Annotated in this window: 19 protein-coding genes and 1 pseudogene; 12 read left to right on the top strand and 8 right to left on the bottom strand. The window is 38.7% G+C overall.

Annotated elements, in window-relative coordinates:
• Positions 1–265: 265 nt before the first annotated feature.
• Together SLP02_RS02030 and SLP02_RS02025 are read left to right on the top strand one after the other, a co-directional pair.
• Complete coding sequence (locus SLP02_RS02030) at positions 266–3280, top strand: type ISP restriction/modification enzyme (RefSeq protein WP_413467081.1); 3015 nt, start codon at positions 266–268, stop codon at positions 3278–3280.
• A 557-nt stretch (positions 3281–3837) separates the two neighbouring features.
• The gene (locus tag SLP02_RS02025) at positions 3838–8322 is read left to right on the top strand and encodes an esterase-like activity of phytase family protein (protein ID WP_319418985.1); all 4485 of its coding nucleotides are present in this window, start codon (positions 3838–3840) and stop codon (positions 8320–8322) included.
• Between the two features lie 141 nt (positions 8323–8463).
• On the opposite strand, the gene SLP02_RS02020 is transcribed toward SLP02_RS02025, so the two are convergent.
• Entirely contained in the window at positions 8464–8667 is a 204-nt protein-coding gene (locus SLP02_RS02020; RefSeq protein WP_319418984.1) for a cold-shock protein, read from the bottom strand.
• Positions 8668–9067: 400 nt separating this feature from the next.
• Between SLP02_RS02020 and SLP02_RS02015 the strand changes: the two genes are divergently transcribed.
• The 3 genes from SLP02_RS02015 to SLP02_RS02005 all read left to right on the top strand — a co-directional run bounded on the left by SLP02_RS02015 (position 9068) and on the right by SLP02_RS02005 (position 9915).
• Complete coding sequence (locus SLP02_RS02015; RefSeq protein ID WP_319418983.1) at positions 9068–9250, top strand: hypothetical protein; 183 nt, start codon at positions 9068–9070, stop codon at positions 9248–9250.
• Complete coding sequence (locus SLP02_RS02010) at positions 9240–9689, top strand: type II toxin-antitoxin system YhaV family toxin (protein WP_319418982.1); 450 nt, start codon at positions 9240–9242, stop codon at positions 9687–9689. The genes SLP02_RS02015 and SLP02_RS02010 overlap by 11 nt, the downstream gene beginning before the upstream one ends.
• Positions 9690–9768: 79 nt before the next feature.
• The gene (locus SLP02_RS02005; RefSeq protein ID WP_319418981.1) at positions 9769–9915 is read left to right on the top strand and encodes a hypothetical protein; all 147 of its coding nucleotides are present in this window, start codon (positions 9769–9771) and stop codon (positions 9913–9915) included.
• A gap of 156 nt (positions 9916–10071) precedes the next feature.
• On the opposite strand, the gene SLP02_RS02000 is transcribed toward SLP02_RS02005, so the two are convergent.
• Both SLP02_RS02000 and SLP02_RS26410 read right to left on the bottom strand, forming a co-directional pair.
• On the bottom strand, positions 10072–10596 hold the full coding sequence (locus SLP02_RS02000; RefSeq protein ID WP_319418980.1) for an IS630 transposase-related protein: 525 nt from the start codon (positions 10594–10596) through the stop codon (positions 10072–10074).
• A gap of 19 nt (positions 10597–10615) precedes the next feature.
• Positions 10616–10814, bottom strand: a pseudogene (locus SLP02_RS26410) (hypothetical protein); the annotation flags it as partial.
• Between the two features lie 439 nt (positions 10815–11253).
• Here SLP02_RS26410 and SLP02_RS01990 point away from each other — a divergent pair.
• From SLP02_RS01990 to SLP02_RS01980, 3 genes are all read left to right on the top strand, one after another.
• On the top strand, positions 11254–11454 hold the full coding sequence (locus tag SLP02_RS01990) for a hypothetical protein (RefSeq protein ID WP_319418978.1): 201 nt from the start codon (positions 11254–11256) through the stop codon (positions 11452–11454).
• Positions 11455–11589: 135 nt separating this feature from the next.
• A complete protein-coding gene (locus SLP02_RS01985; protein ID WP_319418977.1) occupies positions 11590–12681 on the top strand; it encodes an AI-2E family transporter in 1092 nt (363 codons plus the stop codon).
• A 113-nt stretch (positions 12682–12794) separates the two neighbouring features.
• Positions 12795–14000 (top strand): homocysteine biosynthesis protein, encoded by a 1206-nt coding sequence (locus SLP02_RS01980; protein ID WP_319418976.1) that lies wholly within the window; start codon positions 12795–12797, stop codon positions 13998–14000.
• A 79-nt stretch (positions 14001–14079) separates the two neighbouring features.
• Here the strand turns inward: SLP02_RS01980 and SLP02_RS01975 are convergent, their stop codons facing one another.
• Positions 14080–14889 (bottom strand): hypothetical protein, encoded by an 810-nt coding sequence (locus tag SLP02_RS01975; RefSeq protein WP_319418975.1) that lies wholly within the window; start codon positions 14887–14889, stop codon positions 14080–14082.
• Between the two features lie 210 nt (positions 14890–15099).
• On the opposite strand from SLP02_RS01975, the gene SLP02_RS01970 reads away from it, so the two are divergent.
• Complete coding sequence (locus tag SLP02_RS01970; RefSeq protein ID WP_319418974.1) at positions 15100–15936, top strand: tetratricopeptide repeat protein; 837 nt, start codon at positions 15100–15102, stop codon at positions 15934–15936.
• 202 nt (positions 15937–16138) lie between these two features.
• Here the strand turns inward: SLP02_RS01970 and SLP02_RS01965 are convergent, their stop codons facing one another.
• Positions 16139–17257 carry a DUF3883 domain-containing protein gene (locus SLP02_RS01965; protein WP_319418973.1) on the bottom strand — a complete coding sequence of 373 codons (1119 nt, stop codon included), beginning with the start codon at positions 17255–17257 and terminating at the stop codon, positions 16139–16141.
• 66 nt (positions 17258–17323) lie between these two features.
• A complete protein-coding gene (locus SLP02_RS01960) occupies positions 17324–18802 on the bottom strand; it encodes a DNA cytosine methyltransferase (protein ID WP_319418972.1) in 1479 nt (492 codons plus the stop codon).
• Positions 18803–18981: 179 nt separating this feature from the next.
• Here SLP02_RS01960 and SLP02_RS01955 point away from each other — a divergent pair, with 179 nt between their 5' ends.
• The gene (locus SLP02_RS01955; protein WP_319418971.1) at positions 18982–19623 is read left to right on the top strand and encodes a lysophospholipid acyltransferase family protein; all 642 of its coding nucleotides are present in this window, start codon (positions 18982–18984) and stop codon (positions 19621–19623) included.
• A gap of 30 nt (positions 19624–19653) precedes the next feature.
• Here the strand turns inward: SLP02_RS01955 and SLP02_RS01950 are convergent, their stop codons facing one another.
• Positions 19654–20427, bottom strand: a complete 774-nt coding sequence (locus tag SLP02_RS01950; protein WP_319418970.1) for a DUF6816 family protein — start codon at positions 20425–20427, stop codon at positions 19654–19656.
• A gap of 120 nt (positions 20428–20547) precedes the next feature.
• Between SLP02_RS01950 and SLP02_RS01945 the strand changes: the two genes are divergently transcribed.
• The gene (locus SLP02_RS01945; protein ID WP_319418969.1) at positions 20548–21240 is read left to right on the top strand and encodes a TIGR04283 family arsenosugar biosynthesis glycosyltransferase; all 693 of its coding nucleotides are present in this window, start codon (positions 20548–20550) and stop codon (positions 21238–21240) included.
• 118 nt (positions 21241–21358) lie between these two features.
• Here SLP02_RS01945 and SLP02_RS01940 read toward each other — a convergent pair whose 3' ends face one another.
• Positions 21359–21832, bottom strand: a complete 474-nt coding sequence (locus tag SLP02_RS01940) for a GNAT family N-acetyltransferase (protein WP_319418968.1) — start codon at positions 21830–21832, stop codon at positions 21359–21361.
• A 72-nt stretch (positions 21833–21904) separates the two neighbouring features.
• On the opposite strand from SLP02_RS01940, the gene SLP02_RS01935 reads away from it, so the two are divergent.
• Positions 21905–24610, top strand: coding sequence for a CBS domain-containing protein (locus SLP02_RS01935; RefSeq protein WP_319418967.1), 2706 nt, complete (start codon positions 21905–21907; stop codon positions 24608–24610).
• The last annotated feature ends 276 nt before the right edge of the window (positions 24611–24886 follow it).

Genomic DNA, 24886 nt, shown 5'->3' with positions numbered 1-24886 from the left:
AATTAGCCGATCTAGTTATTTTTACGCGCTTATATATATCTAATTATTAAAGACGAATATAAATTTGAGTCAATATCAAACAACCAATTTTAACAATCTACTCTACATATAGTGTAGATCGATGGCGATTATAGACTTTTATACTACTTATAATTTTTCTTCATCAATTCTTCATAAAATTGCGGACAACAACTAGAAACTTATCAAGAATATAAAGGGAAGAATAAGTTTATTAAAACTGTTTTATATTCTTTCTTTATTTATTATGTCTAAGTTTTTAGTAGCCCAATATCATCAAGAAGTAGAAAAACTAATTCAGTATGGTGGAACAATCAAAGAAACTGCAATTAGGTCGGCTTTTCAAAATTTACTCAATGAATATTGTAAGCCTAAAGACTATTTATTGATTCCCGAATTAGATTATAAAACTAAAGCAGGTAAAACGGTTCGTCCCGATGGCACTGTAAAAGATGCAATTAGGCTTGATTATGGTTATTGGGAAGCAAAAGATAAATATGACAATCTTGATGAAGAGATAGAAAAAAAGTTTGCCAAAGGATATCCAGATCGAAATATTCTTTTTGAAGATTCACTAACTGCTGTTTTAATTCAGCATGGCGATGAAACTGGACGTATTGACATGAAAGATACGACTGGTTTGGATGGTTTGATCAGTGAATTTGTTAATTATGTTCCTCCAGAAGTAACTAATTTTCGCCAAGCGATTAAGTCTTTTAGAGAAGATATACCTAAGATTTTAATTGAATTACGAGATTTAATTGAAAAGCAAACAGAAACAAACAAACAGTTTAGCGATTCTAAAGATAAATTCTTAGCTATTTGCCGACAGTCGATTAATCCTGAAGTTAGTTTTCTTGATGTGCGAGAAATGATTATTCAGCACATTCTGACTGAAGATATTTTTATTAGTATTTTTAATGAAACGCAATTTCATAGAGAAAATAATATAGCAAGAGAACTACATTTAGTAGTCAATACCTTTTTCACTGGCAATATTAAAAGAAATACTTTCTCTAAAATTAATAGCTACTACGAAGTAATTAAACGTACCGCTGCTAATATTGCCAATCATCACGAAAAACAAAAGTTCTTAAAAGCTATATACGAAAATTTTTATCAGGCTTATAATCCAAAAGCTGCGGATAGATTAGGTATCGTTTATACTCCCAATGAAATTGTTCGTTTCATGGTACAAAGTGTCGATTATTTAACTCATAAACACTTTGGAAAACTACTTGAAGACAAAGATGTTCACATAATTGAGCCAGCAGTCGGCACAGGTACTTTCATTACAGAATTAATTGAGCATATTCCCAAACATAAACTTAAGCATAAATATCAAAATGAGATTCACTGTAATGAAATTTCAATTCTTCCTTACTATATTGCCAATCTCAATATTGAATACACCTATAAACAAAAAATGGGTGAGTATGAGGAGTTTAACAATATCTGTTTAGTTGATACTCTTGAGCATACTTATTTTGAAGGTAAACAGGGTAATTTATTTCATTTAAGCGTTGAGAATACCGAAAGAATTAGTCGTCAAAATAGCAACTCTATATCCGTAATACTTGGCAATCCGCCATATAATGCTAAACAAGAAAACTTTAATGATAATAATGCTAACCGCAGCTACAAAGACGGTATAGACAAGAGAATAAAAGATACATATATCAAACATGGAACAGCACAAAATCAGAATGCAGTCTATGATAGCTACACTCGTTTTATTCGTTGGGCTTCCGATAGGATAACTGAAGGTATTATTTGTTTTGTTATCAACTCATCTTTTATAGATGGAAAAGCATTTGATGGAGTTAGAAAATGTATACAAGATGAATTTACGTATGCCTATTTAATTGATTTAGGTGGAAATGTTAGAGCTATATCTGGGAAGAATGGTATTTTTATATCTGAGAAGCATACTATTTTCGGTAAAAGTGCAATGACTGGTATTACTATTTTATTTTTAGTCAAAGAAAAAATATATAATAAAGCTCAAATATCTTATTTCAATCCGTTTCATGTGCATGATTTGCGAGAAACTAAAATTAGTTACTTAGTTAATAATAAATTTAGAGGATTTACTTTTAATAATATACTCCCTGACAAACAAAATAATTGGCTCAATCAAACTGATAATGATTTCGATACACTATTACCGTTGATTGATAAAAATGTTAAAGCTGGTAAATCGGAACAAGCAGTATTTCAGTTATTTTCATCTGGCATTAAAACTCAAAGGGATGAATGGGTTTATGATTTTTCTAAAGATAATCTACAAGATAAGATGCAGTTTGCTATAGATGTTTATCAGCATACTTTAGCAAAGCTAGATTATAAAAATAAGAACAAAATAAAATGGGATAGAGAATTAACTAAGTATTTATCAAAGCAGATAGAAAAGAAGTTTGACGGCAATAAAATAATTAAAAGTTCCTATCGTCCATTTGCTAAGAAGTATTTGTATTTTGATAAGCATTTTAATGGAATGACTTATCAGTGGTTTAATATTTGCGATCGCAATGATCCAGAAAATAAGTATATAATTATACCTGGGCTAAGTTCCCCAAAAGACTTTTTCAATATAGCTTCAAAATATGTAATTGATTTAAACTGTCTTCCAGCAGGTTGTCAGTGTATTTCTCTCTATAGCTACGATAAATCAGGAAATCGCATTGATAACATTACTGACTGGGGATTAAAACAATTTCAAAACTATTACAAAGATGAAGCAATAACCAAACTAGAAATATTCCATTACACATACGCTATTTTACACAACCCTGCGTATAGAGAAAAATACGAACTTAATCTAAAACGAGAATTTCCTCGTATTCCTTTTTACGATAACTTTCGTCAATGGGTAGGTTGGGGAAGACAGCTAATGGATTTACATATCAACTACGAAACTATTGAACCTTATCCACTAAAGCGTATTGATATTCCTTCAGTAAGTAAAAAATCGCCCAAAGTAAAGCTGAAGGCAGATCGAGACAAGGGAATTATTACTCTTGATGCGGATACAAGTTTACATAGTATTCCTTCTGAAGCTTGGGAATACAAACTCGGCAACCGTAGCGCGCTTGAATGGATTTTAGATCAATATAAAGAAAAGAAACCCAAAGATAAAACTATTGCCGAGAAGTTTAATACCTATCGTTTTGCTGATTACAAAGAACAAGTAATCGATCTGCTTCAGCGTGTTTGTACAGTCAGCGTAGAGACAATGAAAATTATCCAGCAAATGAAGTAGCTGAAAAAACTAAGGCTGTTTAAGCAGGCATTCAGTTAAATTATTACCCTTCTGTAAAAATTGGCGATCAACAGTATACAACTTTTTTACCCAAAATGCGATCGCCAATAAATTTGGAGTAACAATATCTAATCTTCTTTATCGCCTGAAATCTTTAGGTTGGATTATAAAAAACGATAATTCAAAGCGAATTTATTTGGGTAAAATTACGAATCAATAATTAGGTAAACATTAGTTAAATTAAGGGTTAAAATGATATTAAGGTTAATAATTTGTAAGTTTTAAAGCCTTAGTTAAAATTGGTACTAAGATATACTGTCCATCACAAAAAACACTACAATAGATAGTATTTTGATAAATGTTTACACTTAAACTTAAGTTAAACAGTTGTTAAATAAGCTTGATTAATTGTTAAATAACCAATTGCTTGTTCTTAATTTAACTGTGCAATTCTAATAGGTGAAAGAGCAAAAACATGGAAATAATGATCGTGTTATTTCCATGTTTTTGTTTGCAAATTTTAGGAATTTACATTTCACTTAACTAGAAAATACAACATGGCTAATAAACTAGCTGGTTTTGCCACTTTGCCAGCAGATACTTTCGCTGAGGGCAGTCCCGCGGGGGGCAATGATGGCGAAGGTAATCCTATAGATGCCAATGGACGTACTGGCGCTTTTGAAGGACAACCTATACAAGGTTTTAGTGGCGTACAGTTTGCTCCAGGAAATACGGGGGCATTTTGGTTTTTATCTGACAATGGCTTTGGCAAACAAGAAAACAGCAAAGATTATCTATTACGCATCTATCAGGCAGATCCAAATTTTATAGGATTAGAAAATGGTGACGGAAGTATTGAAATAGAAGACTTTATTCAACTATCAGATCCAGACAAGCTTATTGATTTTGATATTGTTAATCAAGATAGTAAAGAGCGTTTACTTACAGGCGGAGACTTCGATATTGAGTCCTTTGTCATCGATGATAACGGGGATATATGGGTAGGAGATGAATTTGGTCCTTATCTGCTGCACTTTAACTCGGATGGCAAGTTACTCGAAGCACCTGTTTCCACCCCAAACGAAACTAATTTAAATACCTTAAACGGTCAAGATCCATTAGTTATTGGACATCGTGGTGCAAGCGGGGTATTACCAGAGCATACCTTGGAAGCTTACCGTGTGGCGATCGCTCAAGGAGCAGACTTTATTGAACCAGACCTAGTATCTACTAAAGATGGTGTTTTAATAGATCGTCATGAACCAATATTAGACGACACTACCAACGTCGCCGAAGTGTTTGGTAAAGATAGGATGTCTACTAAAATCCTGGATGGTGAAGAGGTGACGGCATACTTTGCTGAAGACTTTACCTTAGAAGAAATTAAGCAGATACGAGCCGTTCAACCCCAAGATTTTCGCGATCAAAGTTTTAATGATGCTTTTGAAATCCCCACTTTTGAAGAAGTCATTCAACTAGTTCAAGAGACGGAGGCAGAAACAGGGGTAAAGGTGGGAATTTATCCTGAAACCAAACATCCTTCCTTTTTTGATGAGCAGGGTTTATCTCTAGAAGAACCTTTAGTTAAGACTTTACAGGATACTGGCTTTACCGATCCAGACCGTATTTTTATTCAGTCTTTTGAAGTTAGTAATTTAATTGAGCTTAACGCAACTTTAGAAGAGCTTGGTCTAGGGGATATTCCCTTGGTACAGCTATTTGGTAACACCGAAGACGACGACATTAACGAAGGCGGTGGAGGTTTTTCTGTCCCCTATGATTTTGTCGCTAACTTTAGTCAAGAGGAATTTACTCAAGAAGATGCTGTGGCTGCTTATGGCGAGGAATTACTCACCGCTTTAGGCATCATTGGCGAAGACGGTAGCTATAAACCTGAAGTCGCTCAATCAATTACCTATGGCGATTTTGCTAATCCAGAAGTGATTGAAATCATCAGTAGCTACGCTAGTGGTTTAGGTCCTTGGAAAAACAATATCTTGTTGCGAGAGGATTTAGACAAACCCGTAGATGGTGATGGCGATGGCAACGCCGAAATTACCACCCAGCTAACGGGAGAAGTTTTTCCTCTGGTTGATTATGCCCACGATGCAGGTTTACAGGTACATCCTTACACCCTGCGGAATGAAGAACGATTTCTAACTCTGGATGCTGAGGGTAATCCTCAAACTCCTGAAGAAGAGTTTAAACAATTAATAGATGTAGGCGTGGATGGCTTCTTTACTGACTTTCCTGCTACTGGAGTAGCGGTAGTAGATTCAGTGACGGGTGAATTTGTCCAGTCTCCTCAAAATCCAGAGTTAGGGTCTGACTTACCTAACCTAGCTAGTTCCAAAGGTTTTGAAGGCATGGCATTTAGTCCAGATCGCAAAACTCTTTATCCTTTTTTAGAAGGAACAGTAGATGGCGATCCTGAAAATGCCCTACGCATCTATGAATTTGATGTGGAGTCTGCTGACTATAACGGCTTAGTTGGTTACTACCCAACCACTGACGGCAATCCTATTGGTGACTTTACGCCCATTAACGATCATGAGTTTCTCGTTATCGAACGAGATAGCAACCAGGGAGAAGAAGCCAAATTTAAAAAGATCTTCAAAATTGATGTTTCTCAGGTAGATGAGAACGGTTTTGTCGCCAAAGAAGAAGTCGTTGACTTATTAAATATTGACGACCCGAATGATTTAAACGGCGATCGCAAGACTACCTTCGATTTTCCCTTTGAAACTATTGAAAACATAGTAGTCGCTGACAAAGACACCATTTTAGTTGCTAACGATAATAACTATCCTTTTTCCCAGGGAAGAGAAGGAGATATCGACAACAACGAAGTAATCGCCATCAATTTAGAAACCCCATTAAATTTAGACCCAAAACTTGGAGGAAATATTATGAACCCCACATTTATTAACAACACTGGCGATACAGAACAACCCGCACAAATGAAAGGGTTAAATGGTTACGAAGTAGATCCCATTTTTACCGTTGGTGAAGAATTTAATGATTATGCACCTCCAGGAGATATTGATGGCTTGGGTGCATTTGCCCTAGATGACGATACCGTAAGAATATTGGCAAACCACGAACTTACAGATGAAGGCTATGCTTATACTTTAGCGAATGGTACAGAATTAACTGGCGGACGGGTTAGCTTTTTCGATCTCAATAAAGAAACCCTGGAACTTGAAGATTCAGGCTTGGCTTATGACAAGATTATTAACCGCAATGGTGAAAAGGTAAACGAAATTACAGACTTAGAATACGAAGGTCTTAATCGTCTTTGTTCGGCACACTATATCGAAGCAAATCAATTTGGTGAAGGTCGCGGTTTAACAGACAGTTTGTTCTTCACTGGCGAAGAAACTGCTGGTGGTACAGAATTTGTTCTCGATCCCGCTACTAATACTCTTCAGGCTGTGCCTTGGATGGGTCGTGCTGCTTGGGAAAATGTTACTGAATTGGATACTGGCACTACCGATCAGGTTGCTTTCTTGGTAGGAGATGATCGCGAAGGCGCGCCCTTAACCATGTATGTTGGGGAAAAAGATACTACTGAAGGCGCAGGGTTACTCGAACGCAATGGTTTAGCAGGCGGAAAACTTTATACTTGGGTTCCTGAGGGCGATCTTGCTGACACTCCTACTTTCACAGATGAAGATGGGGAAGAAGTAGACGATGATAATGCACCCGATCCTGCTGGTTTTAATGGTACTGGAAACAGTCAAGCTGGTAGCTGGCTAGAGCTTGATTACTATCGCCCTGACAAGTCAGGTTCGGCAGTAGATACTAATGATGATGGCGAGATCCAAGATGAGCTTGGTTATGATGAACAAGGGTTTGCAACTCAAGCACAGCAAGATCAAATGTCTATTGATGCGGGTGGTTTCCAATTCTCTCGTCCTGAAGATGTAGCGACCAACCCAGAAGATGGCACTCAAGCGGTGCTAAATTCTACTGGTCGTGGTGGACGTTTTGCAGAGGATAACTATGGTACAACTTACAAAATAAGTACGGAGTTTGGCGAATCTGGCGCTCCTTTGACTGGACAAATTGACATTCTCTATGATGGGGATGATGCAGGAAATGGTCAATTTAAGGGTTCTGATTTCGGTGTCCGTAGTCCTGATAATACAGATTGGTCGGATGATGGTTATATCTATATTCAAGAAGATCGAGCTACGGTTGAAGATGAGGATTTTGGCGGAACTTCTGGCGAAGAAGCTTCAATTTGGAAGCTAAATCCTAATTCTGGTGAACTAACTCGCGTAGCTCAAATGGATCGTTCTGCTTTACCAGAGGGTCAAACTGACCCCGAACCAGATGATATTGGCAACTGGGAGTCTTCAGGGATTCTCGATGTTTCTGAGCTATTTGATGAAGAACCTGGAACGCGCTTTATCTTCGATGTTCAGGCTCATAGTGTTGAAGATGGCATAATTGCCAAAGCTGATTTAGTTGAGGGTGGTCAATTAAGTTTCTTGACTACTGATGCGCCTGAAGATATTTCGGATATGGGTGAAGACACTCCCACATCTGTATTTGGTACTTTAAAAGACGATATCTTAGAAGCGGGTCTTGATTTTGATACTAGCAACAACCTGATCTTTACTGGTGAAGGTGATGATCTAATCGATCTTTCTCCTGGTGAGGGAAATAACCGCGCCTATGGTGGCAATGGTCAAGATGTCTTTATCTTAGGTGAAAGCGATCGCATTTTTGCTGATGGAGATGATGACCAGTTATTTGTTCTCTCTGGTGGCGACAATACTATTACTGGTAACTTAGGCTCAGATCAATTCTGGATTGCCAATAGTCAATATCCTGAATCTCCTAACACTATTACTGACTTTACTAGTGGCGAGGATGTCATCGGTATTTCTGGCTTAGGTATTGGCTACGACGACCTGAGTATTACCCAAACTGATGCTGGAGCGTTAATTTCTGCTAAAGGTAATGATTTGGCAATAGTTAGTAATACCCCTGCTGACTTTCTGGCTAATGAAGATAATTTTGCTTTTGCTTAAATCAAATTAAGACATTTTGCTCAGAAAAGCGACTGCATTAGGAGAGCGATCGCTTTTCTAAGCAGTCGCTCTAAATAGTCAAGCCTGTTTGATGTTAGTTTCTATCAAACAGACTCGAAATATCACTCTTGGCAAATAAGATCAATTTGGAATAACGTTTACCGCACAAGGTCCTTTCTTGCCTTGTCCAACTTCATATTCCACTTTCTGTCCCTCATTGAGAGTAGTATTGCGATCGCCTTGAATTTCGGTGGCATGAACAAAAAGATCTTTGCCTCCGTCATCTTGAAGTATAAAACCAAAGCCTTTCTCGTCATTAAAGAACTTTACAGTACCTGTACTCATGCAGTTTTCTCTTTGCTAAATAAATAATCCAGTAGCTTGAAGTGTATCGCAAAAATAACTGACAGATTCTTTATATTGCACCGCACAAGATAAAGAGTTCGTAGCCAGAATCAATTAAAATACAGGGTTCAAGCATAATTAATTGAATCGTTAAATTTTTTCAACTTGTGGATCGATCAGTTCGTAAATTTTCAATTTATGAGTCAACTAACAACATCATAATAACATCGTCAAAGCCACTTTTATTCAATGTCTAAGGATTAAAACAACAATTACCCAGTCTCTCCTGCCAAGATTGGCAATCAAGATGGATATCGCTTACCTCGCGCTTTCTCCAGAGATCATCCTGAATTAGTTGGTGCTAGCGGTCATGTTGAAGTTTTAGATGAGAATACCTTAATTGGTTCGTCTGAATCCTGTTGAGAAAACAGAGAAAGAAAGTGATGATGTGATAATGAGTTTGTTTCTAGACTTTTTAATGAAGTCTGCCGTTGAAGAACCTGAGTCTCTTATTGCCTATACTTCCAAAATGAGCCAGTCGGCAAATGAATTATTAGTTGGGGAGATTATCGATGAAGATTAATGGGTGGACTATCTTGTTTCATCCTGTATTCAATCGGCAGTGGCAGCAATTACTCAATTCGGTAAAGTCTCTACGCTCACGTCTGTCTCAATCAGATTTTGTTCGGCATCCCCAGGTTAAATTGTTTAAAGCTTTTACTGTTGGGATTAAAGAAAAAATACCGACTGACCCTCTGGCTTCATACTTTGCTTTGAAAAAACCCTTAGATAAGTATAGTCGTCTTAAAAAAATGGGACTGCCTAGTCGTTACCGACTCTTCTTTAAAGTATTTCCCCAGCAACAGGTAATAATTATTCTTTGGCTAGGATTTCCCAGGAAAGAAGAGCGATCCCCGCGCATGGTTCAACATCAAAAAGCATTTCCTTGCGCGAGGAAAAGGGGGATAAGAAAGATTGTTATCGTGTATTCGCCAACGCAGTGGTTGGTCAAGCGGAAATAAATTCCGCGACACCCACTGCCAAAATGGTTAATAAGGGTCAATTTCCCCTTGACTTAAAAGACATTATTGAGTCTGATTGATGAGAAGAAAAGCTAATCTTAAATGTGTTTACTGTGCCAAAAATTATCGCACTGAGGATGAGGCAAAGGAAAAGCACCCTGAATGCTATGTTGGTCATAACTGTCGGATTAAAACGCGGTCGTCTGAGAAACAAGAGCAAAGTTAATGCTAAACGTCGCGCCTATGCTGCCAGGAAAAAAGCGATGAAGTGTGGTCTTTGCTGCACGGAAATGCTGCTTGCGAAGCAGCTTGTCTTGGTGAACATTCCCTGGAGCGGGGGTCTTTCCTCTTTTCGCGCTTGTCCGCATCTAGTTTGTCTTGGTCAGCGTTCCCTTGCGCAGTAGCGGCGACGCGGTGAAGCAGTTGCGTTGGTGAGGCACTTGCGTTGCGGGTCTGTGACCCGTTGAGGAGGGCGTGTCGTCGTAGCTTTGCTGCGACGTTTATACCGCCCGTCAAAGTGCCGAAAGGCTTCCCCGACTTGAGCAAAGGCACGAACCCGAAGGGGGTATGACCACTTTTTTCTGGTTATACTCAATTTTTTTATTCCATCACTTACATTTTGCTGTGTCAGTTTCTCTCCCCATAGTTCTGCTATTTTCTGTTGGGTTTTATCTTGATGTTGCTTCACAAATTGTCTAAATCTATTTAAATCTTGAATTTTCCGATTGTCTCTACTCAAAAGCTGAATAATCGCTTGGAAGTCTCCTGTTTCTCGTTCTCTTCGCAACCAGAGGTCTAAAGTATTGCGGCTAATTTTCATTAATCGACAAACAACTATTTTCTTTTCACCTCTTTTAACTGCATTTATCGCTTTTTCTCTCAAATCGTAACTGTATGGAGCAGGCATTGTCTTCTTCTTTATTGGCGATCGCCTTACTATTTATACTTCGCATTTCGGCAAAGTCAAATTCATCTCGATGTAGTGCATAGTGCCAGAAAGTTTTTTACCGTAGAATGTGCGCCTCCAGTCAGGACAATTATTGCTCCTAATTTGAGCCGAGACAAGCCAATTGCCGAACCTAAAGCGTCAAAATCTACAGTCTGATGACACAGAATTATATCTATTTTTTTTAGCTGATAGCTTTTTTAGTCTAAGCTATTTGATACTAAATTTGATTAATAACACGGTGATTGGGCAAGGGTCGGAAAACATGCGGGCAAGCCCTTTGTCCGCGTCCCTCACCGTCAAAGTGCTTTTTTCTGGAAATAGCTATAACTCTTCTGACCTCTGACCGACGGGCGTGGAACAGCAAGAAAGGACGCTTCGTCCGCATCTCAGTCTTGCACAAAGGACTTGTCCGCATGTACTGTCTCAGGACAGCTCTCCTTTACGGGAACGCTGACTTAGCAAGGGAACGCGCGAGCTTCCCGTAAAGGAATGCCAACTCGCGCATTCCTCTCGCTCAGGCGACGCAGACTTCTAAACGGACTGATCCGTAACAAGCCCTAAAGATATATGATTATTCCGTGGCAGCAGCTTTCATTCTCATACTCTTAAAGCTACATGAATACTCAAATAGGCTTTATTTTTAAAATATTATTGCTCTCGGCTGGACTATCTTTCTTGATTAAGTATGGAGGTCAGCAGCTACCTATCCAGGGGACAAACCTCACTGCTATCATTATTGTTTTGCTACCTTCAGTGGTCATCGGCTTAATTTTAGGTCGGCAATATTACCGAAAATTCATGTCTAATGCAGATTAGCTTTGCTTGTATACCAAAAGAAAAAATTACTTTGGTAAATTAATATTCAATAAAATAAAATCGCAAAATTCGGAAAGCAGGTTAGCCTATAGACCAAATTTATATCCAGCATCTTTCTCTAAGGAGATTTTCAAGGTGAATTTTGGCACTTGGATCGGTCTAATTGTTTTTTTCATTTCTTTGTATGTTTTATGGCAGATTAAGCAGCTATTACTATTGCTATTTACCGCGATTGTTTTGGCTACCTCGCTTAATATTCTGGTCAAAAGCATTCAAAAGCGAGGCATCAAGAGAAGTAATGCAGTTTTGATTTCTGTGCTGGCTTTGATTTTTGTGGCTGCTGGCTGTATCTGGATTGTTGTTCCTCCTTTTATCGATCAGTTTCAGGCTTTAGGAAACTTAATACCCAAGGGAATAGGAAAATTAGATACCTGGATCAATCTACTATCAGAGCGACTTGACCCCAGAATAATTGATTTTTTACCAAATACAGACGAATTAAATAAACAAATACAGCCTCTGATTCGGCAATTTTTGGGTGGTGGATTGACGGTTTTTTATAGTTCCTTGGGAGTTTTGCTAGGTATTTTACTGTTGCTAGCAATTACTCTAATGCTGCTGGCAGATCCAAATTCCTATCGTCAAGGATTTATTAGGCTTTTTCCGTCTTTTTATCGTCGGCGGGTTGGGGAGATTTTGGATCTTTGTACCAAAGGTTTAGAAGGTTGGCTGGTGGGAATTCTCTTTAATATGGTGGTCATTGCTGTCCTGAGTTTTATCGGCTTGTTAGTGCTAGGCATTCCCTTGGCTTTATCCCAAGCAATGTTGGCTGGGGTGATGACCTTTATACCTAATATTGGTCCTACTTTGAGCGTAATGTCACCGATGGCGATCGCCTTAATTGAAGCACCCTGGAAATCTTTAGCAGTTTTAATTCTTTATATAATTATCCAACAGCTTGAAAGCAATGTTTTGACCCCGATTGTCATGGCACAACAGGTATCTCTTTTACCTGCTGTTACTTTAGTATCTCAAGTATTTTTTGCCACCTTCTTCGGCTTTTTAGGCTTATTTCTCTCATTACCTCTAACGGTTGTTGGTCAAATCTGGTTTAAAGAAATAATCATCAAAGATGTATTAGATAATTGGAATTATCCATTTCCAGGACATAGAAGAATAAAAGAGCAACCAAAAATCGAAGTAGTTAAAGTAAATGAGGAAGAATAATTAGTTAGGGGCGAACGGCCCTTAGGGTTCGGTAGTCGCTCTTTGTTGGAAATCAACAAGACCGTGCTACCTCACCGTTCGCCCGTACATTAGTAATTGATAATTGAATAACAATGCGGACGATCGCTGAAATTAACGACAAAATTAGCCGTGGTCAAGTTGTTGCTTGGACAGTAGAAGAAGTTAAAGCGAAAGTAGCCAAGCTTGGGGTCACTAAAGTTTTTCAACAAGTTGATGTTGTCACCACAGGGACATTTGAGCCGATGGAGTCTTCTGGGGCAATTATTAATCTGGGGCATACCGATCCGCCAATCAAAATCCGTCAGTGTTGGCTAGATAATATAGCTGCTTATGCTGGCTTTGGGGCGGTAGATCTCTATTTAGGGGCTACTGCCATGGCTGATTATAATCTCAGTGAGACTGACCCTAATCTTCGAGAAGGAGTAGGCTGGGAAAGAGGCGGAGGTCATGTAATTGAGGATCTGATTGCAGGTAAATCAATTCAGCTAAAGGCGATCGGGCAAAAGACTGACTGTTATCCCAGGGCAGTTTGGGAAAATACGATTACCAAAGACAGCATTAATCAATTTTATCTATTTAATCCCCGCAATCTCTATCAAAACTTTATTGTGGGCGTAAACGGTGGCGATCGCACTTTATATACTTATTTAGGACAATTGCAACCCAGATTAGGTAATGCGGTATATTCCAACCCTGGAGCAATTTCTCCCTTACTAAACGATCCAGATCTAAATTTAGTCGGTATCGGTAGCAAAATCTTTCTGGGGGGTGGTATTGGCTATATAGCCTGGGAGGGTACGCAACATTTCCCTTTACAAAAACGTCTTGCCAACCGTACTCCTATCGGTCCTGCTGCGACTGTAGCGTTAATTGGCGATGCCAAACAAATGAATGCTAACTGGGTAAGGGGCTGCTATTTTAAAAACTATGGTCCCTCTTTGATGTTAGGAGTAGGAGTAGCATTACCAGTAATCAAAGAAGAAGTGATTCAAAACTGCGCCGTGGGTGAGCAAGACGTTGTTGCCCCAGTAATTGATTTCTCTATTCCCCGCCGAGTTCGACCCACCTTTGGGTTAGTTAGCTATGAGCAACTACAAAAAGGGCATCTGACTATTGAGGGCAAATTAGTTAGAACTGCCCCGCTAGCTAGCAAATATCGATCGCGCCAAGTAGCCTTAGAATTAAAGCAGTGGATCGAAACAGGCAAGTTCACCTTAACCGAGCCTGTTGCTGCTTTGCCAAGCGATCGCACTTTTGTACCTCAAGACACCAATAGATCGATTATCTCCTTGGAGTAATCTATTAATTGACGAGCGATTTCGCGTCAATGCCAGGCGCAAGGAAACGAACGCGCCAGTTTGTCAAATTGTTTATTGATTACCCTTCATCTCTTTTCTTTGGTTTAGGACGGGCGGTAGGATTAGGCTTACTTACTCTAGAGGACTTGAGTTGAATCTTTTTGGGGTCTTTTTTGAATTGTGGTTTGCGTTTTTGAGCAAAGCCTAAATCTGTTCCTGATTCAATAATTAAATTTTCTTGTTCCAAACGAACTTTTAAATCCCAAAAACGCTTTAAGGGTCTGTCTCCTGGAATACCCTGTAATTTGAGTTTAAAGAACTTAGGCTTTTCTCCTTCCTTGCGAGGAAACTGCTTAATCTTCACAATTACGTGGTTTTCTTCAGTTGAGTAAAAAATTACCTCGCCCCTAATCGAAAAATAACCATGTTCGGCTTCTTCACCAGCTATTACTGCCTGTCCATCTTGGCTAAGGGTTTCTGGTTCCCAAACGCCGACAATTTGCACGTGGAGGCGATCTTCATTTGTCTTTGTCCGTGGATAAACCACCCACAAATGCTCTTTTTCTAAATCAAGATGATTTTTAATCAGGCTAATTAGCCGACCTAATAGAACAGCCTCGATTTGGGCTCCGTCTGTGGTGATCAAAGTACCTTGAGTCATTTGTTCTGCACTTTGCTGATACTTAGCTTGAATCAAGCCAATAGCCCGATACTGTCGAGGATGGGAAGGAGGTGGAATTGGTTGATGTCTTTCGGGACTAGATTGAGCGGAGGGAGTAGGTGAGGCAGAATCTTGAGATTGATTAAACATGATTGACTCGGCAGATTGATTGGCAGCAGTAAAAAGTGGATCTGATATTTTAAGAGAATTATTTTTAGCCAAATTCATCAAGAGAATAAATAGCAGAAATATTATTCAATAGTAAGAGAGATCATATTTTATACTCTCATGGAAGCTAGAATAACTCGCAGTTTTTATCAGCTAAATACAGCCTATACTATTGGCTTTCTGGTTGAGGATAAACCATACTAGAAGCGACACGGTGACTATAGTAAAAAGTCAAGTGTAATCTGCCGATCTTAATTTAATGATAAGAGCATGAAAAAAAAGCGTAGTAGCTGGATTTATTTAGTTTTGGGGGTAATGTTGTTTTCCCTGATCACTGTTTCGGCTCTTCCTTTGGTAGGAAGCGTTGTCGAAGGTACACAGTTTGCTAAAAACCCTAACAGTGAGGTGGTTGTACTTTCTCAGCAAGAATTAGCCAAGCTAGAAGCCGAAGCTTCTGGCTATCAAAAAGTCTTGGAAAGAGAACCTGATAACAACACTGCTTTAAGTGGCTTGTTAAAAATTAAATTACAGCAAAAAGATATTCCTGGGGCGATCGCTCCTTTAGAAAAATTAGCGAAACTTAACCCAGAGCAAACTGAATATGGAGTCCTCTTAGCTCAAGCCAAGCAACAGACCGAAGACTATGAAGGAGCAGCAGCGGCATATAGCCAAATTTTAGGCGAACATCCAGGAGATATATATGCCCTGGGGGGAATAACGAATTTATATCTAGTTCAAGACTTGCCTGAAAGAGCGATCGCTCTATTAAAGAAAACTATCGCGGTGGCAAGCAATGAAGATAGCCCTAATGCTGACTCTATCGATCGAGATTCAGTGGAACTACTCCTGGGAGAGCTTTATAGCAATCAAGAAAGATACGCTGAGGCGATCGCTCTTTACGACGAGCTAGCCACAGCAAACCAAGACGATTTTCGCCCAATTTTGGCAAAAGCTCTAGTTTTGAAAAAACAAGGCGATTTAATAGCAGCAAAACCAATTCTGGAAAAAGCCTACATTGCTGCACCAGAGCAATATAAAGATCAAATTGGCGATGAAATGGAACAGTTGGTTAAGGGTATTAAACAAGCTGAAAATCTCAAACTTTAATTCTTTACTGAAAATTTGAGATCGGGTAGATAGGGAGACAATTAAACTTATGTTATTTTGACCGAATTACTTGGCAATAACTAATAATTAATTGTCTCCCATTTTTAATTAGGCTTTTTCGAAAATCTTTTTGCTTCACGGTCAATTAACCCTAATAGCATATTCAAAAACTTTTAAGTCGTTTTGTTTTTATTTTTATATTCTAAATATTATCTGGAAATTCTAGGTTTATTGTCTCACCAAAATCTAATAATGACGGTGGTAAAGAAATTCCATCAGAGCGAATTTTTTTGGGTAGCTGCTCTAATATTTCTACAATATTTCTAGAAAATTCATTAATTGAGTCGGTTATTCTCAAATTTGCGCTTAGATCATTATCATCTATATTGAAGACTCTGTATATTTTGTAAGAATTATTTTCATTCATTTGAAGTAATTCATTGAATGAAATATGAATTGTGTTATTAAAGTTCCCCTTCGTAGACTTCACGTCTATCAACTCTTTTGATCCATCTAAATCTGTTATTTCAAAATCGTATGGTGCGATTGCATTGCTATCTGCTTCCCAAATAAATTCTTGTATTAGTCCTTCATGTAATTTCTGCTCCAGATAAACACATATGAACTTTTCTCCTAAACGCCCTGTTCTATCAGCATTTTTTTTGGCTTGTTCTAAATTTTGACGAGATATTTTACCTTTGTATGGACCAATTCTTAACTGCTTGATGCCTTCAATACCCCCTAGTGCTGCATCTTCCAAATTTGTTGCTAGCTTTAGTAAATTTATGGGATGTGTTTCAGGTAAATTAAGAATCGAAATTAAATTTTCTAAATTGCGAATTGAAAGCTCAATCATGCTTTTAGTAGTAATTAATTTATCTAACGCTACATGAATATTTTTATCGATTTTCAGAGATTGTGCGATGAAAATGGCTCTTGCTGAAGTAGGTTCAAATTCTCCCACAAAATCAAAAATTACAAAATCTCCAGCTTGCAGAGAATGAAATCTATTAGAATCTTCTTCTGGATCGGGTGTAAATTCTCCATTCAATCGATAATTTTTGTACGATCCCCTTTTTTGGATTTTTCTTTGAATATTATACTCAAAAGACAATCCAGGCCCGTATATGTATAAATCCAAAGGTATAGTTCCTTGTTTTTCTTCTATAATTGCGGGTACATTTGGATAAAGCTTTTTTATAAAAATATCGGCATTTAGATTTATGGCTTTTTGTTTTCCTGCTGAACCATGTTCCAAATGCCATTTAAAAAACGTTAAATCAGATGCAGTTAACTTTTTAAGTGCAAGTTTTTGTGACATATGTAAAAATTTTGATAAACAAGTTTTCCACCGAGTCTGGCTCTGTTTTTAAGAACTATGGTAAGACTAAGATTTTGTAACTATGTATTCAAGCTTTTCAGATTCGTGATTTTGCTTTTTTGTTAAAAATGCTTTGTCCAGAAGTTGTTTAAGTTTTACGGCAATTGCAAAAGCTTGTAAAGGAGGAACAGCATTTCCTATTTGCTTAAAGGCGGCGTTCATTGCTCCCTCGAATTTAAATCCATCAGGAAAAGATTGAAGTCTTGCTGCTTCTCTCACCGAAATAACACGAGATTGTTCTGAATCATAGTGAATATGTGAGTATGTATCTTTGCCAATATGAGCAGTAAGAGTGCGAGATGGCGCATCTGCCTCCATTTTTCGCCATTTATTCGGAAATTTGCCAGGATCGTAAGGAGGAACAAACTTAGCTCGTAACTCTTCAAATTGTGATGAATGTTTTTGAAGAGATATACCTGTAATTAATTCGTATTCGGTTAATGCCTTCTCGAATATCTGTTCCGCTATTTTATAAGCTTCAGGATATTGGTCGCCTGGATTCATTTTGCGAAATATTTTGTAATCTCTAGGTAGATATCTTGTTACATGGTCAAATATTCCTTCCTTCGATTCAAATTTTGGCCACTGACGCATTAGTTTTGCATAATCAGATATTTGTCCGTGATCACTATATTTAGCAAGCTTATTAAATTTTCTTGCTCCTTTGGTAATTGAACCAACATTTATTGGAGGAATATCATGTAATGCTTGTTGAACACTTACGGCTTCTGGCAAGTTAGGATCTAGTTTTGGAGGTGTAATGTAATGGTGTTTTATACTTTCACTGTTAAATAAAGTTGGCATTTCTATTCCACCCAATGCCACCATGTGAGCATTGCAATAACCTTGAGGAAGTTTTACATAGTGAGTACACATAGGAAACTCAGGTATAATCTCAAGATCCTTGCGTGTAGCCATTAAAAAGAAACGCTGTCTCATTTGAGGAACGCCATAATGAGCAGAATTCATTATAGTGTAGCGACTTTCATACCCAATTTTTTCAAGGGAAAAAGCTATTCCTTCGGCGATGTTTGTACCACCATAATTCATTATGTCAGGAACATTTTCTATTACAATAGCCAGTGGTCGAAAAAACTCTACGTATCTAAGGTAATGAAGATACATTGAAGCACGTTCATCAGTTAAAAATGCTTCAGGATGATCCATTATCTCTCGTAATTTAGCTCTACCAATTCTGGCAAAAGCTTGGCATGGAGGACCACCGACAATTACATCAATTAGTCCAAATGGATTCGTTTCGCACAAAATTTCTTTCATAAATTTCTCAGGAGAAAGCTTGGTTATGTCCTGGGAAACTGAATGACGTTTCAAAGTTGATTCATCTGAATGACGAAAAAAATTGTTTGCATGAGTTTTAATAGCTGTGGAGTCTACTTCAATTCCTCCGCGCAAATCAAATCCAGCATATGTAAAACCAAGAGACATACCTCCACATCCAGCAAATAAATCTAAGAAACGGTACATAAGCTATGTCTAGAGTGATGATTATCGAGCGTTGTAATTATATCAATTTCTAATTTCAATAATTTTCTATATCCCAGATCAGATCATGATATTAATCTTTATCTTCATTCATCAGAATCTGGTTTATTTATCAAATTCACTTATATTTAAAGATTGAAGAGTTTAGTTGAGATAAGTTTGTGGAAGGGAAAAATAGAGAGCCGTTTGCTAGTTTAACCTTATATCATCTGCTGAAATGGTCGGTGGTTAGCCCTTTATTACATACCTATTTTCGGATTAAGATCTATGGGGCAGAAAAAGTCCCCCGCTCAGGAGGGTTAATATCTGTTAGCAATCACGCTAGCTATTTTGATCCGCCAATTCTTTCTAACTGTATTGGTCGCCCCGTGGCTTTTATGGCAAAGGAAGAATTATTCAAAATTCCTGTATTTAAGCAGGGAATTGAGCTTTATGGAGCATATCCCGTCAAACGCAGTTCAGGCGATCGCACGGCACTGCGGGCAGCCCTAAAAGCTATGGAATCAGGCTGGATAGCGGCGATTTTCTTACAGGGAACTCGCGCTGCTGATGCCAGAATTACCGACCCTAAAAGAGGAGCAGCTTGGATTGCTTGTAAGGCTCAAGTTCCTCTATTGCCTGTTAGCCTCTGGGGAACAGAAAAAATATTAACAAAAGGTTCATCTTTCCCCAAGCCTGTACCGATAACTGTACGTATTGGTGATGCGATCGCACCGTCAACAACCTCAAACAAAGAAGATTTGCAAGCCGTGACAGATCAATGCGCTACTGCGATCAATTCTTTACACGATCTGGGACGGTGAATATTAAGCCACTGAATGCACTGATAATTGTTAAGACTGTTTAAATAAATCTAAATGATAGCGATATAGTGCCACAGGGCGATCGCCTGCCGTGAAATAATCAGGATCTTGAGGAGAAAGATAAATAGCCGTAATTTGTTCGGCACTGACGTTTCCTGAGTCTAATAAGTGATAGTCAGAGGTAGTTTCTACCTCATTTAGGTAGAGTCTTTGAGGAGATCTAAATAGCTGCTGAGTGACTTCGGTGGCAATAAATTGCTCTTGACTGGGAATTTCTTTCGTCCGTCCTGTTATTTTAGAGATGAGCTTCCTTTCCCCCCGCAAAAAAGTAATCTGCTGATTAGGATTATCAGGATCGATTTTTACCTGATAAACATTGTCATCTCCTAAATATGCCTGGGCAATTTTTTTACCGTTAAAGGCTCGATCTGCCACTACAAATGGTTGAGAAGAATTAAACTTTGAAAATAGCCCTGTGGGGGGAGAATAGTATTCCGTACCAAATCTAACCTGAAAAGCGATCGCCTGATTGAGATAATTATCGTTATCTTCAAAGCCAGGAGTGACAATTTCGGGGGCGAGGGGAGCTATTTTTTCGACTAATGTGCTTTCTACGTTCCATGTTCCAGCCATCCACTCAGGGTATTCTAAATCTCCTTTGGCAAGCTGTACTGGTGGTTTATTGTGCCACTGAGGAAATTGTTGCAGACGCTCTGCAATTGGTGCTGCCGATACTGAGTCAGCAAAACTAAATAGTATGCTGAAAATCAGCAGAATCTTTAATAGACTTTTTGTACAAATCATTGTTAAGTACCTTACTAAGAGGCAAGAGGCATGAGTTACTTTATCCCTCATCCTACAAACAATAGTTCTACAACTTTAAACTGTCCTAACTGTCCTAACTGCTCTAACTGTTGATAAAACATGGCTCAATATACTATTAGCATTATTATCCCAGTTCTTAACGAAGCAAGAGTTATTAAACAAACTGTAGGGCGACTTCAAAAAAATTATGGTGTCGAGATAATTGTGATTGATGGGGGAAGTCAGGACAATACCGTAGCTATAGCACAGCAAACAGGGTCTACAGTGCTTACGGTAGCAGGTAAAGGACGAGCAGCGCAAATGAATGCAGGCGCAGCTATTGCCCAAGGCGATATTGTACTATTTCTCCATGCAGACACTCAACTACCTTTAAATTTTAAATATTTAGCTGTCCACACCCTAAAACAACCTGGAGCGATCGCAGGAGCGTTTGAATTGGCGATCGCAGGGACAGATAAATCCCTCCGCTGGATTGAAATCATGGTCAAAATGCGATCGCGTCTGTTGTCTTTACCCTATGGAGATCAGGCAATTTTTCTGAAAAAGCAGACGTTTGAGGAGGTGGGGGGATTTGCTGATTTACCAATCATGGAAGACTTTGAGCTAGTACAGCGACTTAAGCGTCAGGGAAAAATTGCGATCGCTCCTGCACAAGTAATTACTTCTGGTAGACGTTGGCAAAAGTTAGGAGTTTGGCAAACAACTTTAATTAATCAGCTAGTAATTGCGGGGTATTATTTGGGCATCTCTCCTGATAAGCTGAGTAATTTATATCGAAGTCGAAATAAATAATTGATTATTTAAACTGTTTTGGAAGTTAGAAACACCACAAGGACATAACAATCCAAGAATCCAATTTTATCAAGCTAAGAGTTAAAAGCTTTTAAAGTGTTTCATCCTCCTTAGTTTTTCAGTAAGTCCTACTTAACTGCTTAACCATTTTTACATGGGGGATATTAGCTTCATCAAACTCTTTGCCTACTATTTCAAATCCTAGCTGTTGATATAGCTGGGCGATATAGGCTTGAGCATGAACAATTGCTTGGGACTTGTTTTGCAGCGAGATAGTTTCTAAAGCTGTTATCATCAGCTTTTTACCAATACCCTGCTTTCTTGCTTCTGGTAAAACTGCTAGCCTTTCAATTTTGGCTGTATTATGGTCAACTTCTCTAATTCTAGTTGTTCCTACCGCTTTGTTATTCCAGTATGCTAGAAAATGGGTTGCATCTTTATCTAATCCATCAAACTCTAATTCAGATGAAACTCCTTGTTCTTCCTGAAATACTCTGGTTCTGATATTTTTGATTGCTTCTATTGCGTCTTGATACACTACAGTTTCAATTCTTATTGAACTTTTACCAGGAGCAAATTCATTTTCGTTCATCAATAGATAATCTCAAAATTAAGGCGATCGCAATACCTATAGAGTAGCTAAAAAAGCTATCAGCTAAAAAAAATGGATATAATTCTGTGCCATCAAACTGTAGATTTTGACGCTTTAGGTTCGGCAATTGGCTTATCTCGGCTCAAATTAGGAGCAAAAATTGTCCTAACTGGAGGCGCACATCCGACGGTGAAAAACTTTCTGGCACTATATCGAGATGAATTTGATTTTGCCGAAATGCGAAGTATAAATAGTAAGGCGATCGCCATTATTTATATTGTCGATACCCAAAAGAGCGATCGCCTGGGTGCAGCAGCAGACTGGTTAAACTTGCCTAGCCTTAAGGGAATTGAAGTTTTTGACCATCATCTAGATACTAATTCCGATATTCGGGCAACCGAGATTCATACTGAAGCCGTAGGGGCAATTACCACCTACATTACTGAATTATTGCAGGAGCAGAATGTTACTTTAACACCTTTTGAAGCAACGGCGATGGCGTTGGGAATTCATGTAGACACGGGAAGTTTAACCTTTGAACAAACTACTCCCCGTGATGCTAGAGCGATCGCTTGGTTGCTGGAACAAGGGGCAAATGTGTCTATAATCGCTGAATATAATGAGCCAGGTTTATCCAATGAGCTACAGGACTTATTTAAATACGCGCTCAATAACCTCAAGCAAACATCTGTGCATGGATACACTGTAGCGACCGTACTATTGCAGACTGAAAAGTTTGTCAGCGGTTTGGCTACTTTAACAGCAAGATTAATCGATCTAACCGAAAGCGATATCTTATTGTTGGGTCATCAGTACCAAAGAAGCACAAGTCAAAAACTAGTCGTAATTGGGCGATCGCGTATACCAGAAACCAATCTCAATCAGCTTTTTACGCCTTTCGGTGGTGGTGGTCATAGTCAAGCAGCCTCTATGTCTACGCAAACAGATGAGCCTAAGCAATTATTTGAGCAGTTGTTAAACGAGCTACAGCAGCAAATTCCCCAGCCGCCAACCGCTAGAGACATCATGTCTTCCCCTGTACGGACTATTCGCCCTGATGTAACTATTGAACAGGCACAAAGAATACTGTTTCGCTATGGTCATTCTGGACTATCGGTAGTGGATGAAAAGGATAGTTTAGTAGGGATAATATCCCGCCGAGATTTAGATTTAGCCATTCATCACGGTTTCGATCATGCCCCTGTCAAAGGCTATATGAGCCGTAATCTTAAGACTATTACTCCTGATACCCCACTGCCTGAGATAGAGTCTTTGATGGTGACTTACGACGTGGGTAGATTACCTGTATTAGAAGTTGGTGAATTAATTGGCATTGTGACTCGTACCGATGTTCTACGCCAGCTACACGATCAGCGTCATGATAGCCAAGCAGATCAAAACGATCGCCAGAATTTAACTTCTCGTTTATTACCCACCCTGCAAAAACGATTAAAGCCTGCTATTTGGCAACTACTACAGAAAGTAACCAGCGCAGCACAGTCAAGAGGTTGGAATCTCTATCTAGTTGGCGGAGGAGTCAGGGACGTTTTGTTGACCAGCGATAGTGAACCTTTGTTGTTACAGGATATTGATTTGGTAGTTGATGGCTATCATCGATCTGCCGACGATCGCGCTGGGGTAGAATTGGCTGAGACTATTCAGGCTATGTATCCGAACGTCAGCGCATCTATACATGGAGAGTTTCAGACAGCAGCTTTGTCTTGGCATCAAGATCCTGCGTTGGGTAATCTTTTAATTGATATTGCTACTGCGCGCACCGAGTTTTATCCTTATCCCGCAGCCAACCCCCAAGTAGAAGCTAGCTCAATTCGTCAAGACTTATATCGCCGAGATTTTACGATTAATGCCCTAGCTGTCAGGCTCACGCCTCCCAAACGGGGCGAATTTTCTCGTAAAGGGGACTTGTTGGACTTTTTTGGCGGTTTATTAGATTTGCGAGCGCGTCAAATCCGCGTCCTTCATGCAAACAGTTTTATTGAAGATCCTACCCGTATTTATCGCGCTGTTAGGTTTGCGGTACGTTTGGGTTTTACTATTGAGCCTCAAACCCAAGAGTATATCGACTATGCGCTTAAAAGTGGCGTGTATGAAAAATTGAGAATTGGCGATCGCCAAGCTCCTGCTTTAACCACAAGACTACGAGCCGAATTAAAATATATCCTGCAAGCTAACTACTGGAAACCTGCTTTAAAGCTGTTGTCCAAGTTAAATGCTTTGAGTTGTTTGCATCCAGATTTAAGCTTAACTCCAGCTTTGGAATGGGAAATACACTGCGTTTCCAAGTGGTTAACTTATTTTGAATCTCAATCTGTATCCCAACACTGGTTAATCAGGTTAGAAGCTTTGATTGCTCACTTGAAACCAAATGACAGAATAACAGTAGCAAATAATCTTCAGCTACCAAAAGATAGTTTACAGCGATTACAGCAGTTGGAAACCTTAGAAACAGAAGTTACTACTAAGTTGAATAATTGCAGTTCTCCCAGTCAAATATATCAGACATTGTATTCTTATAAAACTTTAGGATTAATTTTATTTGCTGCTAAAAGTAAGAAGCATATTCGTCGTTTGGTTTGGCAATATATCACTAATTTATCTCAAGTAAAACCATTGTTAAATGGTCAAGATTTAAAAATCCTAGGTTTCAAACCAGGGCCATTATATAAACAGATTTTAGATGATGTTTTAGCAGCTACTCTTGATGGTAAGATAGGCGATCGCATCACTGCCAAAGAATATGTAAAGGCTAAATATTAGTCAGGATAAATTACTGTGGCTACAGGATTATTATTTACTTTTAAGACTACATCTTGAAGGATCGAAGGCAACGCAGGCTTGATTAGTTGTGCCGAGTTCTACTTTTAACAACAAACTCATTAGCTATACAATACAAACGTTCCATCAATCCTTGGATTTCAACGGCATCCAAGGGAAAACAGCCCCAAAGCCCAGAGGCTGCGAAAACCTGAAATCCTGTTCGAGCGATTAAATCTGCCAAGTTACTACTACGTCTCTTTTTTCACAATGAGATTT

The organism is Pleurocapsa sp. FMAR1, from assembly GCF_963665995.1.
Classification (GTDB): Bacteria; Cyanobacteriota; Cyanobacteriia; order Cyanobacteriales; family Xenococcaceae; genus Waterburya.
This window is presented reverse-complemented; position numbering and strand designations above follow the sequence as displayed.

What these genes read in the sequence shown, in the direction of transcription:
- SLP02_RS02030 (WP_413467081.1), top strand. Translation starts at nt 266, where the DNA reads ATGTCTAAGTTTTTAGTAGCCCAATATCATCAAGAAGTAGAAAAACTA.
- SLP02_RS02025 (WP_319418985.1), top strand. Translation starts at nt 3,838, where the DNA reads ATGGCTAATAAACTAGCTGGTTTTGCCACTTTGCCAGCAGATACTTTC.
- SLP02_RS02020 (WP_319418984.1), bottom strand. Translation starts at nt 8,667, where the DNA reads ATGAGTACAGGTACTGTAAAGTTCTTTAATGACGAGAAAGGCTTTGGT.
- SLP02_RS02010 (WP_319418982.1), top strand. Translation starts at nt 9,240, where the DNA reads ATGAAGATTAATGGGTGGACTATCTTGTTTCATCCTGTATTCAATCGG.
- SLP02_RS02005 (WP_319418981.1), top strand. Translation starts at nt 9,769, where the DNA reads ATGAGAAGAAAAGCTAATCTTAAATGTGTTTACTGTGCCAAAAATTAT.
- SLP02_RS02000 (WP_319418980.1), bottom strand. Translation starts at nt 10,596, where the DNA reads ATGCCTGCTCCATACAGTTACGATTTGAGAGAAAAAGCGATAAATGCA.
- SLP02_RS01990 (WP_319418978.1), top strand. Translation starts at nt 11,254, where the DNA reads ATGAATACTCAAATAGGCTTTATTTTTAAAATATTATTGCTCTCGGCT.
- SLP02_RS01980 (WP_319418976.1), top strand. Translation starts at nt 12,795, where the DNA reads ATGCGGACGATCGCTGAAATTAACGACAAAATTAGCCGTGGTCAAGTT.
- SLP02_RS01975 (WP_319418975.1), bottom strand. Translation starts at nt 14,889, where the DNA reads ATGAATTTGGCTAAAAATAATTCTCTTAAAATATCAGATCCACTTTTT.
- SLP02_RS01970 (WP_319418974.1), top strand. Translation starts at nt 15,100, where the DNA reads ATGAAAAAAAAGCGTAGTAGCTGGATTTATTTAGTTTTGGGGGTAATG.
- SLP02_RS01965 (WP_319418973.1), bottom strand. Translation starts at nt 17,257, where the DNA reads ATGTCACAAAAACTTGCACTTAAAAAGTTAACTGCATCTGATTTAACG.
- SLP02_RS01960 (WP_319418972.1), bottom strand. Translation starts at nt 18,802, where the DNA reads ATGTACCGTTTCTTAGATTTATTTGCTGGATGTGGAGGTATGTCTCTT.
- SLP02_RS01950 (WP_319418970.1), bottom strand. Translation starts at nt 20,427, where the DNA reads ATGATTTGTACAAAAAGTCTATTAAAGATTCTGCTGATTTTCAGCATA.
- SLP02_RS01945 (WP_319418969.1), top strand. Translation starts at nt 20,548, where the DNA reads ATGGCTCAATATACTATTAGCATTATTATCCCAGTTCTTAACGAAGCA.
- SLP02_RS01940 (WP_319418968.1), bottom strand. Translation starts at nt 21,832, where the DNA reads ATGAACGAAAATGAATTTGCTCCTGGTAAAAGTTCAATAAGAATTGAA.
- SLP02_RS01935 (WP_319418967.1), top strand. Translation starts at nt 21,905, where the DNA reads ATGGATATAATTCTGTGCCATCAAACTGTAGATTTTGACGCTTTAGGT.